The 13153-nt window shown below is 37.4% G+C and carries 14 protein-coding genes and 4 pseudogenes; 15 read left to right on the top strand and 3 right to left on the bottom strand.

The window, feature by feature from the left end; translation table 11 throughout:
• Positions 1 to 71 precede the first annotated feature (71 nt).
• The 11 genes and pseudogenes from L6410_RS05590 to L6410_RS05540 all read left to right on the top strand — a co-directional run.
• Positions 72 to 1031 carry an ROK family glucokinase gene (locus L6410_RS05590; RefSeq protein WP_024404604.1) on the top strand — a complete coding sequence of 320 codons (960 nt, stop codon included), beginning with the start codon at positions 72 to 74 and terminating at the stop codon, positions 1029 to 1031.
• Positions 1032 to 1154: 123 nt separating this feature from the next.
• Positions 1155 to 1433 carry a hypothetical protein gene (locus tag L6410_RS05585; protein WP_172024832.1) on the top strand — a complete coding sequence of 93 codons (279 nt, stop codon included), beginning with the start codon at positions 1155 to 1157 and terminating at the stop codon, positions 1431 to 1433.
• 12 nt (positions 1434 to 1445) lie between these two features.
• Entirely contained in the window at positions 1446 to 1748 is a 303-nt protein-coding gene (locus L6410_RS05580) for a hypothetical protein (protein WP_024392209.1), read from the top strand.
• Between the two features lie 52 nt (positions 1749 to 1800).
• Positions 1801 to 2640 (top strand): thymidylate synthase, encoded by an 840-nt coding sequence (locus L6410_RS05575; protein WP_237395068.1) that lies wholly within the window; start codon positions 1801 to 1803, stop codon positions 2638 to 2640.
• A 301-nt stretch (positions 2641 to 2941) separates the two neighbouring features.
• Complete coding sequence (locus tag L6410_RS05570) at positions 2942 to 3454, top strand: dihydrofolate reductase (protein WP_024392207.1); 513 nt, start codon at positions 2942 to 2944, stop codon at positions 3452 to 3454.
• A 197-nt stretch (positions 3455 to 3651) separates the two neighbouring features.
• Complete coding sequence (gene clpX / locus L6410_RS05565; protein WP_024404609.1) at positions 3652 to 4878, top strand: ATP-dependent Clp protease ATP-binding subunit ClpX; 1227 nt, start codon at positions 3652 to 3654, stop codon at positions 4876 to 4878.
• 60 nt (positions 4879 to 4938) lie between these two features.
• A complete protein-coding gene (gene yihA, locus L6410_RS05560) occupies positions 4939 to 5526 on the top strand; it encodes a ribosome biogenesis GTP-binding protein YihA/YsxC (RefSeq protein ID WP_024392204.1) in 588 nt (195 codons plus the stop codon).
• A gap of 21 nt (positions 5527 to 5547) precedes the next feature.
• Positions 5548 to 5961 carry a nucleoside-diphosphate kinase gene (gene ndk, locus L6410_RS05555; RefSeq protein WP_237395067.1) on the top strand — a complete coding sequence of 138 codons (414 nt, stop codon included), beginning with the start codon at positions 5548 to 5550 and terminating at the stop codon, positions 5959 to 5961.
• A 97-nt stretch (positions 5962 to 6058) separates the two neighbouring features.
• Positions 6059 to 7891 (top strand): translation elongation factor 4, encoded by a 1833-nt coding sequence (gene lepA, locus L6410_RS05550; RefSeq protein WP_237395066.1) that lies wholly within the window; start codon positions 6059 to 6061, stop codon positions 7889 to 7891.
• A gap of 89 nt (positions 7892 to 7980) precedes the next feature.
• A pseudogene (locus tag L6410_RS05545) lies at positions 7981 to 8184 on the top strand (helix-turn-helix domain-containing protein); the annotation flags it as partial.
• Positions 8180 to 8802: pseudogene (locus tag L6410_RS05540) on the top strand (helicase SNF2); the annotation flags it as partial. The pseudogenes L6410_RS05545 and L6410_RS05540, both read left to right, overlap by 5 nt.
• Positions 8803 to 8854: 52 nt before the next feature.
• Here L6410_RS05540 and L6410_RS05535 read toward each other — a convergent pair.
• Together L6410_RS05535 and L6410_RS05530 are read right to left on the bottom strand one after the other, a co-directional pair.
• Positions 8855 to 9724, bottom strand: coding sequence for a DMT family transporter (locus L6410_RS05535; RefSeq protein ID WP_237395065.1), 870 nt, complete (start codon positions 9722 to 9724; stop codon positions 8855 to 8857).
• A gap of 221 nt (positions 9725 to 9945) precedes the next feature.
• A complete protein-coding gene (locus L6410_RS05530) occupies positions 9946 to 10425 on the bottom strand; it encodes a PLP-dependent cysteine synthase family protein (RefSeq protein WP_050571162.1) in 480 nt (159 codons plus the stop codon).
• Between the two features lie 100 nt (positions 10426 to 10525).
• Here L6410_RS05530 and pdxR point away from each other — a divergent pair, with 100 nt between their 5' ends.
• The 4 genes and pseudogenes from pdxR to L6410_RS05510 all read left to right on the top strand — a co-directional run.
• Positions 10526 to 11935 (top strand): MocR-like pyridoxine biosynthesis transcription factor PdxR, encoded by a 1410-nt coding sequence (gene pdxR, locus L6410_RS05525; protein WP_024392199.1) that lies wholly within the window; start codon positions 10526 to 10528, stop codon positions 11933 to 11935.
• An 83-nt stretch (positions 11936 to 12018) separates the two neighbouring features.
• Complete coding sequence (locus L6410_RS05520; RefSeq protein WP_336512759.1) at positions 12019 to 12309, top strand: DUF5962 family protein; 291 nt, start codon at positions 12019 to 12021, stop codon at positions 12307 to 12309.
• Between the two features lie 63 nt (positions 12310 to 12372).
• Positions 12373 to 12624: pseudogene (locus L6410_RS05515) on the top strand (DUF5966 family protein).
• A 60-nt stretch (positions 12625 to 12684) separates the two neighbouring features.
• A pseudogene (locus tag L6410_RS05510) lies at positions 12685 to 12843 on the top strand (IS3 family transposase); the annotation flags it as partial.
• A 64-nt stretch (positions 12844 to 12907) separates the two neighbouring features.
• On the opposite strand, the gene L6410_RS05505 reads toward L6410_RS05510, so the two are convergent.
• Positions 12908 to 13090 carry a 4-oxalocrotonate tautomerase gene (locus tag L6410_RS05505; protein ID WP_002934978.1) on the bottom strand — a complete coding sequence of 61 codons (183 nt, stop codon included), beginning with the start codon at positions 13088 to 13090 and terminating at the stop codon, positions 12908 to 12910.
• Positions 13091 to 13153 lie beyond the last annotated feature (63 nt).

Here is a 13153-nt window from a genome sequence, read left to right as displayed (position 1 = left end):
TCCATGAAAAGGCTTTACGCAAATGTTTGCATTGTGGTATAATTGTAAAAAACAGATTTTAGGAGTATCTTATGTCTAAAAAAATCATCGGAATTGACCTTGGGGGAACTTCTGTTAAATTGGCGATTTTGACTACCGAAGGTGAAATTCAAGAAAAATGGTCTATCAAAACAAATATTTTAGATGAGGGAAGCCACATTGTTCCTGATATCATTGACAGCATCAAACATCGTTTTGAAACACATGGTTTAACGAAAGAAGATTTTCTTGGTGTTGGTATGGGGTCTCCAGGTGTCGTTGATAGTGAAGCTGGTACTGTTATCGGTGCCTACAACCTCAATTGGAAAACCTTGCAATTGGTTAAAGATCAGTTTGAATCTGCCCTCGGCTTACCTTTTTACATTGATAATGATGCCAACGTAGCGGCTCTTGGTGAACAATGGGTTGGTGCAGGAAATAACAATCCGAATGTTGTCTTCATGACTCTTGGTACAGGTGTCGGTGGCGGTGTCATCGCTGCTGGAAACTTGATTCGTGGAGTCAAAGGTGCTGGTGGTGAATTGGGGCATATCACAGTTGACTTTGATGCACCATTTGCATGTACTTGTGGTAAAAAAGGTTGTTTGGAAACTGTTGCTTCAGCAACAGGTATTGTGAATTTGACACGCCGTTATGCTGAAGAATACGCAGGTGATGCCAAACTGAAACAATTGATTGACGACGGAGAAGAAGTTACTGCAAAAGATGTGTTCGACTTAGCTAAAGAAGGTGACGATTTGGCACTAATTGTATACCGTCATTTTTCAAATTACCTTGGTGTTGCTTGTGCAAATATTGCAGCAGTTTTAAATCCAGCCTACATTGTTCTTGGTGGTGGTGTTTCAGCTGCAGGTGAATTCCTATTAGATGGTGTTCGTAATGTATTTGCCGAAAATAGCTTCCCACAAATTAAGGAAAGTACACAAATCGTATTGGCAACACGTGGCAATGATGCAGGTGTATTAGGCGCAGCATCACTTGTATTAAAATAATTGTTAGAAGCAGGGGAAACTCTGCTTTTTCAATTCCGCTGTGACAATTTCCTTATATACATATATTGAAAAATGTAGTGTTTTAGCGTACAATGAAAGCGTAAAGAGAAAGGAGCGTCACCTATGAAACAGGTAAACATGTCTAAAATAATCAACTATCTGACCATTCTTGGTTTATTGATTTTGTTATCTGCCTTTTTCCTTGATAACTGGATTCGAGACTGGTTTTTCCCGTCTAGCTGGGGAAACGTAGCAACCATGTTGATTCTCCCTCTGCTGGGTACTCTAATTCTTATACTATCTATCTACTATAAAAAATTGTGGACTGGTTTAATCAGTATCTTTTTAATTATCTCATTTCCTTTGATATTTGGCCTTGGCTACTTTATATTTGGCCCCTAGAAGGAGTTTCTTATGAGTGTGACACTATTAAAAAGGTTAAATTTAGTCTTGTACAGCGTTGCAACATTTCTCATTGTCATGCTATTTTTACCAATAGGTCAATGGTTTGATATTGTAAATGTGAATTTTAAACTAACATTTTTCATCATTCCCTTTTTCGGTCTAGCCAGTTTACCAACGGCTATTTACACTAAGAATATTCGCCAGATATTATTGAGTACCGTCTTGGTTGTTTTGTATTTTATATTGTTCAGCTTAATAACTGCCCTTTCTGGTCTATTTCAGCTCAATCTCTACCCCTTGCTGTATAAATGAGGACTCCAGTTCAAAACTGGAGTTTTTTGTTAGAATTTGCTATACTAAAACTATGACAAAAGCAGATAGTATTTTTAAAGAAAACATTCGTAAGATTATGGAAGAGGGCGTTTTTTCAGAAAATGCTCGCCCCCGTTACAAGGATGGAAATGTTGCTAATTCCAAGTACATTACAGGTGCCTTTGCGGAGTATGACTTGGCCAAGGGCGAGTTCCCTATTACTACATTAAGACCTATCCCAATCAAGTCAGCCATTAAAGAAATTCTCTGGATTTACCAAGACCAAACCAATGACTTGTCTGTTTTACAAGAAAAGTACGGTGTCCAGTATTGGAATGACTGGGAAGTGGCTGGAACCGGCACGATTGGCGAACGCTATGGTGCTATTGTTAAGAAGCATGACATCATTTCCAAGATTCTCAAACAATTGGAAGAAAATCCTTGGAATCGCCGCAATGTCATTTCGTTATGGGACTATGAGGCTTTTGACCAATCTGCAGGTCTCTTGCCATGTGCCTTTCAGACCATGTTTGACGTTCGACGAGTGGATGGGGATATTTATCTGGACGCAACTCTTACTCAACGCTCAAATGATATGTTGGTTGCCCACCATATCAATGCGATGCAGTATGTAGCCCTCCAGATGATGATTGCTAAACATTTTGGCTGGAAGGTTGGGAAGTTTTTCTATTTCATCAACAATCTTCACATCTATGACAATCAGTTTGAACAAGCTGAAGAATTGCTACGTCGGACTCCTTCAGAAGTTGAGCCTCGTTTAGTGCTCAACGTCCCAGACGGAACAAACTTTTTTGATATTAAAGCAGAAGATTTTGAGTTGTTGGACTACAATCCAGTTAAACCGCAGTTAAAGTTTGATCTTGCTATTTAAGTTGTAGGCTGTTTTCCAACAGCCCTTATTTCCAACCTCCAACACTTTCCCAAAGTGTTGGAGCAATTAAAATTCGATTTAGCAATTTAACTGGATTAGCAGTGAAGAGCTTCGTTCTTTTACCTCGCTACTTTAAATTTAAGCTCGGGCTAAAACAGTCTATACTCAGACTGTTTCACTCCCCAAGTATTCTTTGAGTACTGCTATATTTTTAGAGCTATAAAAATTTGCACTAGACCTACTTGGTAAGTGCATTTTTTGTGAATTTTTGATAGAATGATAGGACGGAAAGTGAGAGAAAATGACGAAAAAGATTGTTGCTATTTGGGCTCAAGATGAAAATGGATTGATTGGAAAAGGTGATAAACTACCTTGGTCCTTACCCGCTGACTTAGCTCATTTTAAAGAAACGACAACTGGTCACACAATGGTGATGGGACGTATTACCTTTGATGGTATGGGCAAGCGTGCACTTCCAAATCGTCACACAATCGTTTTGACAACGGACCAATCATATGTAGTAGAAAATGATCGGGTTACAGTTGTTCATAGTGTGGAGGAAGTGTTGGCTTTGTATGCACATCAAGAGCAGACTTTATTTGTAGTTGGTGGGAGTCAGATTTTTATGGCATTTGCGGCATATATTGATCAATTGATTGTGACAGATATTCATGGTCAATTTGATGGAGATACTTTCTTTCCGAAAGATTTTCCGATGGAACAATTTTGCCTGAAGAAGAAGACACTCCGATTAAAAGATGAGGCAAATCCATTTGATTTTACTATAAAAACCTACGAAAGAAGAGAAAGTTAGGCATGGAGAGAAGTTTATTCGGTTTATTTACAGCGTTTCTCTGCGGAATATGCGTTCTTTGTGCTGTTCAAGCCTTTAGAAAGAAACGTTTTGGTCTGGCCATTTTATTTTTACTGAATGCGTTTACCAATTTGGTTAACAGTATTCATGCAATTTATGGCTTTTTATTCAGATAAGAGATATGAAAGAGGAAACACATGGCTGTTAAGCATACACAAGAGCTTATCTATTGCTCATTTTGTGGTAAAAATCAAGAAGAAGTTAAAAAAATTATTGCAGGAAATAATGTTTTCATTTGTAATGAGTGTGTTGAGTTAGCTCAAGAAATCATTCGTGAAGAATTGGCTGAAGAAGTACTGACAGATTTGGCAGACACACCAAAGCCACAAGAATTACTCAATATTTTAAACAATTATGTCATTGGACAAGATCGTGCTAAACGTGCATTGGCAGTGGCTGTTTATAATCACTACAAACGTATTAATTTCCAAGATAGTCGCGATGAAAACGATGTTGATTTGCAAAAATCTAACATCTTGATGATTGGTCCAACTGGATCCGGTAAAACATTCTTAGCACAAACCTTAGCTAAGAGTTTGAATGTACCTTTCGCGATTGCAGATGCAACTGCGCTGACTGAGGCTGGTTATGTGGGTGAAGATGTTGAAAACATTTTACTTAAATTATTGCAGGCTGCAGATTTTAACATTGACCGTGCTGAAAGAGGTATCATCTATGTGGATGAAATTGATAAAATTGCCAAAAAAGGTGAAAATGTGTCCATTACCCGTGACGTCTCGGGTGAAGGTGTCCAACAAGCTCTCTTAAAAATTATTGAAGGAACCGTAGCTAGTGTACCTCCACAAGGTGGACGAAAACACCCTAATCAAGAAATGATTCACGTCGATACGAAAAACATTCTTTTCATCGTTGGCGGTGCGTTTGATGGTATCGAGGAAATTGTTAAGCAACGATTAGGAGAGAAAATCATTGGTTTTGGTCAAAACAATCGTGCTATTGATGAAAAAGAATCATACATGCAACATATCATTGCTGATGATATTCAAAAATTTGGTATTATTCCTGAATTGATTGGACGATTACCTGTTTTTGCAGCCTTAGATCAATTAACGACAGAGGATTTGATTCGTATTTTGACTGAGCCGAAGAATGCTTTGGTAAAACAGTACCAAACTCTTTTATCCTACGATAATGTGGAGTTAGAATTTGACCAGGATGCCTTGGAGGAAATTGCCAAAAAGGCTATTGAACGGAAAACAGGTGCACGGGGACTTCGTTCGATTATTGAAGAAACCATGATGGATGTGATGTTTGAAGTTCCTAGTCAAGAGAATGTAAAACGTGTTCGTGTTACAAAAGATGCAGTAGATGGTAAGGAAAAACCTTTGCTAGAAACTGCTTAAATAAGTACAATAAGGGGTGATAGGTTTTGACTTTCTCCCCTTATTTATGAAAGGTACAAAATGGAAATCAATACACATAATGCTGAGATTCTGCTTAGTGCGGTTTCGAAAGCCCAATATCCAGAAGACGATCTTCCGGAAATCGCCCTTGCTGGCCGATCAAACGTTGGGAAGTCTTCCTTTATTAATACCCTCTTAGGTAGAAAAAATCTTGCTCGTACATCAGGAAAGCCTGGAAAAACTCAACAACTTAATTTTTATAACATAGATGATAAAATTCGTTTTGTGGATGTTCCAGGTTATGGTTATGCAAAAGTTTCAAAAACAGAGCGTGCCAAGTGGGGCAAAATGATTGAAGAATATTTGACAACAAGAGAGAATTTACGGGTTGTTGTTAGCCTAGTGGATATGCGCCATGAGCCTTCAGCTGATGACGTTCAGATGTATGATTTCTTGAAATATTATGACATCCCTGTTATTATTGTGGCAACGAAGGCTGATAAAATACCGCGTGGCAAGTGGAACAAACACGAATCAATAATCAAGAAAAAGTTGGACTTTGATAAGAAGGATCAATTTGTCGTGTTTTCTTCTGAAACTCGTCATGGCTATGATCAGGCTTGGGATGCAATCTTGAAAAATATCTAATTTATAGACAGGAGAAAAGCCATGGAACGTACATTCTTCATTATCAAACCGGATGCGCTTGAGCGAGGATTGGCAGGACAAATTCTTTCACGTATTGAACGTAGAGGATTCAAGATTCGTGATTTGAAGATGCTGACTGCAACAGAGGCATTAATTGCGCAACATTATGATCATTTGACTGACAAACCTTTCTTTCCGCAATTGGTTCAATATATGACTAGTGGTCCTGTCATTGCTGGGATTTTGGAAGGTCCAGAAGTTATCAAATCATGGAGAGATATGATGGGTGCAACTAATCCGGTCAATGCACTTCCAGGAACTATTCGTGGGGATTTTGCAACGGCACCAGTTGGTGGAATGGTAGAGAATGTCGTACATGGATCAGATTGCTCAGAAGCAGCTGAACGAGAAATTTCTTTATGGTTAGGACAATAGCAGAGTAGGCACCTATATTTCTAGGTGTTTTTCTTATGGAAAGTTCTAGCCAAATCTGATATAATGAAGAGTATTATACCCTTGTAAAGGATGAAACATGAATTTAGAAGAATTAAAAGAACGACAGGAGAAAATCCGTAATTTCTCCATTATTGCCCACATTGACCATGGGAAATCAACCTTGGCTGACCGCATACTCGAAAAGACAGAAACAGTTTCTAGTCGTGAAATGCAGGCTCAATTGTTAGATAGCATGGATTTGGAGCGTGAACGCGGCATAACCATTAAGCTAAATGCTATCGAGCTTAACTATACTGCCAAAGATGGAGAAACCTATATCTTCCATTTGATAGACACTCCAGGACACGTGGATTTTACCTATGAAGTTTCTCGTTCGCTTGCTGCCTGTGAAGGAGCAATTCTGGTAGTTGATGCAGCCCAAGGTATTGAAGCACAAACACTTGCAAATGTTTATTTGGCTCTGGATAATGATCTTGAAATCTTGCCAGTCATTAATAAGATTGATCTACCAGCTGCAGATCCTGAGCGTGTTCGTCAAGAAATTGAAGATGTCATTGGTTTGGACGCTTCGGAAGCGGTTCCCGCTTCAGCTAAATCAGGAATTGGTATTGAAGAGATTCTTGAACAAATCGTTGAGAAAGTTCCCGCTCCAACAGGTGATGTTGAAGCTCCATTGCAGGCTTTAATTTTTGACTCTGTCTATGATCCCTATCGTGGGGTCATCCTCCAAGTCCGTATTGTCAATGGGGTTGTGAAGCCTGGTGATACCATCCAGATGATGAGCAATGGCAAGACCTTCGATGTTACGGAAGTTGGAATTTTTACACCAAAAGCTATTGGCCGTGATTTTCTAGCAGTTGGAGATGTTGGTTATATCGCAGCTTCTATCAAGACCGTGGCAGATACCCGTGTCGGTGATACGGTGACCTTAGCGGAAAATCCTGCTAGCGAACCACTAGCAGGCTACAAGCAGATGAATCCAATGGTATTCGCTGGGATCTATCCAATTGACTCCAACAAGTACAATGACCTCCGTGAAGCCTTGGAAAAGCTCCAGCTCAACGATGCCAGTTTGCAGTTCGAACCTGAAACATCGCAGGCCCTCGGCTTTGGTTTCCGTTGTGGCTTCTTAGGTCTCTTGCACATGGATGTTATTCAAGAACGGATAGAGCGTGAATTTAACATTGACCTCATCATGACTGCACCGTCGGTGGTTTACCATGTCAACATGACGGATGGTGATATGATTGATGTAGCCAACCCATCCGAATTCCCAGACCCAACCAAGATCGCCACTATCGAAGAGCCTTACGTTAAGGCACAAATCATGGTTCCACAGGAATACGTCGGTGCGGTGATGGAATTGGCCCAACGCAAACGTGGTGACTTTGTGACCATGGATTATATAGATGATAACCGTGTCAATGTTATCTACCAAATTCCACTTGCGGAGATTGTCTTTGATTTCTTTGATAAACTCAAGTCATCTACTCGTGGATATGCTAGCTTTGACTATGAAATTTCTGAGTACCGTTCATCTAAGTTAGTGAAAATGGATATTCTCTTGAACGGCGACAAGGTAGATGCCCTCAGCTTTATCGTCCACAAGGAATTTGCTTACGAACGTGGGAAAATCATCGTGGACAAACTCAAGAAAATCATTCCGCGTCAACAGTTTGAAGTGCCAATCCAAGCTGCTATCGGTCAAAAAATCGTTGCCCGTAGCGACATCAAGGCTCTTCGGAAGAACGTTTTGGCCAAGTGTTATGGTGGTGACGTTTCCCGTAAACGCAAACTCCTAGAAAAACAAAAAGCTGGTAAAAAACGGATGAAGGCCATCGGATCTGTCGAAGTACCTCAAGAAGCCTTCCTCAGCGTTCTCAGCATGGATGAAGACGATAAGAAATAAGCTGGATACAAACATTTTGATATGCTCCCCTTATAGTGGACAGTGAAAAATAAAATTTTTTCACTAGAAACTATTAGGGGAGATTTAATATGTCCAAAAGAAGTCTAAAGTCTGTTTCTGAGAAACTAGAAATAATTCTAATTCACTTGAAAGTAGGGGAATCAATTAGTTGGTTAGCTAGGAACCATGGTATCTCAAAGGAAACACTATTAAATTGGGTTCGGAAGTACAAAGAAGCTGGTGCCGAGAGGCTAGAGGAGAGTAGTTGCTGGACGAAGTGTAGTAAGGAGCTATAAGAACAAGCTCCTCCCAATTATTGAAAAATTATTAAGTAAGATATTGCTAAATCTTTGGCAACAAAGTAGCAAGTTTATGTCATTCGATTTGACAATCAAGTAATGGATAATCGTGCAGAAGCAGGGGACTACCTGCGAAAACTCATTACCTATAACCGCTCAGAGACCAAGGAAGTCAGAGCACTTGCCAGCTTTAGAGGATTTGACTTAAAAATGACTACACGAGGTCCTAGTGAGCCCTTACCAGAGACGGTTTCTTTGATGATTGTAGGTGATAACCAATATACAGTCGCTCTTGATTTGAAATCAGACGTGGGAACGAATCAACGGATCAGTAATGCCATTGACCATATTATAGATGACCAAGAAAAGACAGAAGGGCTGGTAAAGTATTAAAAAAGATAAGCTACAAGTAGGAAAAGTAGAAGTAGAGAAAATTTTTCCAAGGAAGATGACTATCAGCTTGTAAAGGCTAAGTATGATGTTTTGGCTCTCTTGGTTGAAAAAGAAGTAGAGATTGAGGAGATAGATGCAGCTTTGGAACAATTTAATCGAAATACCCATCATCTGCCAAAGAACCAAGATATATTACTTGATTTAAAAGTAACGGAGTGAATAGTGGTCAGAAAAAACAAGCATAAGTAATTGATTGTTTTTGAGCTCCTTTTCATTGTTTGGTCTGTGTTTTAGCCAAATAAACACCAACTAAAGTAATTAAAATCGCAATAATTGATTGTGTATTTAATCTTTCTTGAAATATAATCCATGCGTAGACTGCGGCTACAACAGGTTGAGATAATGTAATCAGTGATGACAGACTTGCATTTACCTTTCCAAGACAATAAGCCAGTAACCCTTGACCTAGAATTTGTGAAATTAGTGCAAGCGCCAAAAGTGGCCAGAGATCAGAGAAGTTATGTGGAAAATAGAATCCTTCAGTAAATATAATTACAATTCCAAGGACAAGCAAGCTTCCGAAAGCACTAATGAACATAATAACATTGCTTTTAATATTATCTCTTAGTTTATACACTGTAAGCATGAACATTGCATAGAACACAGAGGTGCTGAGACTTAGGATATCACCTAATAATCTATCTGAAGTTAGGGTCAGTTTATTTCCCATTAAAATTATGACACCAAAAAAAGTGATTATACTTCCTAGAAAAAAACGTTTAGTCATTTTTTCTTTAAAGGAAAAGTAGCTGAAAGGAATTACTGTAAAAGGAGTTAAGTTAGCAAGTAAATTTGCATTTGCGACACTTGTATATGAGAAAGAAATATTCCATAGTGCTAGGTCTCCTGCTAAAAATGCTCCAGCTAATACAATAGTTAAAATATTTTTTTTACTTAATTGTACATCTTCTTTTTTAATAAAGGGGAGTAACATAGGAATAGAAAAAAGTACACGGTAAAAACCAGTATTTATTGGTGGTAGGGAACTTAATTTAACAAATATACCTCCTGTTGCTAGAAAACATATAGCAACAAAGATTAGAAATATATGGATGTTTGAATTTGAACGGTTAGACTTCATGATATTTTTCTCCTTGTATCTATTGAACATGTATAATCATTTCATTAATGATTCGATTATTTTTAAGAAAATGTAGTTTAAGAGGTGACAGAAAACCATTTTTTTCAACAGTTATGCTATTACCATTTAGAATGGATGACTTAAAAGTGTTATTTTTTGATAAATATTGAATTTCGCTTAACATATTTTTATTCAAATCATTAAAATAGATAATAAGATTATTATCTATGACTTGATATCCTGTATAGATAATGTGTTTTAGGATTTGAAGGATTTTCAAATTGGTTTAAACAAATCCAATCGGGATTATCTTTTAACAATTCTTTAGCTTTCTGAATATGACAATCATTGCCTAATCTATGATCAGCAAGAACAACTTTGGCACCATATTTTTTTAAAACTTCAATTTTTTCAGCACTAAAGTGATCTGGGGTTGTTAAAACTAATTGATAACCTTTTAATGAACTGGCCACAGCTAGTCCAATGCCTGTATTGCCCCCAGTTGGCTCTATCAGAGTGTCTCCAGATTTCAAAACACCGGATGTTTCTGCATCTTCTATCATTTGCAATGCAACACGAGATTTTATACTACCACCTGGATTGAATTCTTCCATTTTCAAATAAACCTGAGCAAAATTATCACCAAATGGATTTTTTAACTTTACCAAAGGTGTATTTCCCATATCTTTAAGAATAGACATTGTTATTTAACCTCCTTTTTTAAAATTTTAATAGATAAGTGGTATAATAAAAAGTACCAGTAATAGAAAATTTTTAGGTGCCACTTTGGAGGGAGGAGTTATGATAAACCTTAAAAAAGGCAAGGAGCATCGTCCATTATATGAGCAAATTTATAGTCAGATAAAGTTAGATATTATAAATGGTTACCTATCGCCAAATGAAAGAATCTTAGGAACAAGAACATTAGCTAAAATGCTAGATGTCAGTAGGAATACTGTTGATAGAGCCTATCTTCAATTAACGCTTGAAGGATATATTGAAAGTAGAAAAAATGCGGGATTTTATGTTTTAAGACTTCCGAAGGTGCTATGTTCTAGCAGAGAGAAAAATCCATTTGATGAAAACTACATGGATGAGGAAATATTGAGACAAGAGAATATTGTTTATGACTTGACTAACAGTAGCCATACAAGTAATCTTTTTCCAAAAAAAGTATGGAAGAAGCACTATATAACTGCACTTGAACAACTTGAATTAGCAGAAAGATTGTCAAGTTTACAACCTTTTCAAGGTGATGTAGTCCTCAGAAAAGAAATTTGTCGTTATTTAGAGCGAATAAGAGGTGTTGTTTGTCACCCTAGACAGGTTATTATCACAAGTGGCTTACAACAATCTTTAGATTATTTATGTCAGTTTTTAGGTAAAAATAAAAATGTACTGATGGAGGAGCCAAGTTATCCAAAAGCAAGAGAGATTTTTATAAAGAATTCTTGTAATATTAGTACGGGAAAGGTCGACGTAAAAGGATTAGACATAAGTAAACTTTCTAATGCAGTTAATATTGATATGATTTATACGACTCCATCGCATCAATTTCCATTGGGGATGATTATGCCAATTTCTAGACGTCAAAAGCTGTTAGAATTTGCTGAACAGAACGATTCGTTTGTTATTGAAGATGATTATGATAGTGAATTACGTTATTATGAGAAACCTGTTCCGGCATTAAAATCAATAGATTATCCTGATCGAGTTATTTATCTAGGGACCTTCTCAAAAATTTTATCGCCATCTTTTAGAATGAGTTATATTGTTCTACCTAAACAATTTACTGAAGGCTTTTTAGAACGATTTAGGTTACACAACAGTACTGTGAATCTTATTAATCAGATTGCACTAGCTAATGTATTGAGTAGTGGCGATTATGATCGATTGGTTAGAAAAATGAGCCATATTTTTAAAAAAAGATATGAGGCGTTTCAAAATGGGTTTGATACTTTTCAAGTGCCTATCAGGGTTTCCCATAATGTAAGTGGACAATATTTTTTGGTCAGTTTTCCAACGAAAATCAATCAGTATGAAATGATAAAACGTGCACTTGATGAGGGTGTTAAAGTATATGATACGATGCAGTTTTGGCAAGAAGAAGCAGAGTGTCCTCATGAACATTTATTTTTGGGATTTAGTAAAATTGAGTTGGAAGATATACCTGATTGTATGGAGAGATTGAAAAAAGCTTGGGATATATAACATTTGATAAAGGCTGACAAATAATTTTGAACGCGGTAAAATGAAGTCAAGAAACCAGAAAAGGAGAATCAGCTCCGGCCCAAATAGTAGAAGAAATGCGTTATCAACAAGAAGAATGGTTGGCACAAAGCTTTACGAGTCCAGAGGATAGAGCCAACTACCAAACCTTAAAGGAACAATATGAAGATGAGAACCTTGATTATAGTTTTTCAAAGCGTGAAATCACTGGACACCTGGAACTCATCATCACAAGTCGTGAGGTTGATTTTCCAAGCTTAGATGAGGTGACGAAGGCAGAATACCTTTATTTGGTTGCTCAACTAGATGAACTTGAGCAGGAACAAGCCAACTATTACCGTATGCAGCTATCCTAGAAAGAGGTGAAAATGTTGGAGCAAATTTTATAAAGGCTTTTAATTATCGTCGTAATAGGACTGATGTTGCTTGTCCTTTAACAGATTGTGAAAGATTCAGGTGCTTTGTTTCTTGTCGGAATCATCAGTGGCTTAATCTTTATTGAAATCTATGGATTTTACTCCTTTTTCACAGAACGATACCAATATATTGAAGATTTAAAAGCTAATCGAGTTTGGAGTTTTACCACTTTCTATACAATCTTAAACATATTAATTGTATTTTATTTAGTACCCAAAGTCGTGAGAAATTGTATTACACGAGATAAATATTAGGCTACCTTAGTGAGGTAGCCCGAACTGAAGATGAAGCTCTTAGAATTATGTTTCTTTTGACACTTTAAGACGGAGTGCTACGATTTGAAGAAGTATAAGACCTTTGTGGAGCTAGTATCAGACATTGATAACTACATCTACTTTTACAATCATCAACGCTTTCAAGAGCGCAATAACGGCCTTGCCCCTCTTGAAATGAGGAACAAGGCCGTTGCCTAATCTTTTATTATTTCATTGTCCACTTGACAGGGAGCAATTCATTTTGTTGCAAGAGTGTTTTCTCTTATTTACGTTTCATTTCACCTTGTGGGTAGTAAGTCCCTTCTGGCATATCATTGATGAAAACATGAATGGCTTCTTTTGGTGCGTTGGTATTACGAGATACAACCTCAGTTACTTCACGTGCAAGAGCAATCTTTTGTTCTTCTGTGCGTCCTTCAAACAAATCAATACGTACAAATGGCATAAAAAACTCCTTAATTTCTTTCATTATAAAGCTAGTATACCATAGAATTGAGGTTATTTATTC

The sequence above is a fragment of the Streptococcus parasuis genome (assembly GCF_021654455.1).
GTDB classification, from domain to species: domain Bacteria; phylum Bacillota; class Bacilli; order Lactobacillales; family Streptococcaceae; genus Streptococcus; species Streptococcus parasuis.
The sequence above is the reverse complement of the archived record's forward strand: the minus strand, read 5'-3'. Positions and strand labels throughout refer to the sequence as shown.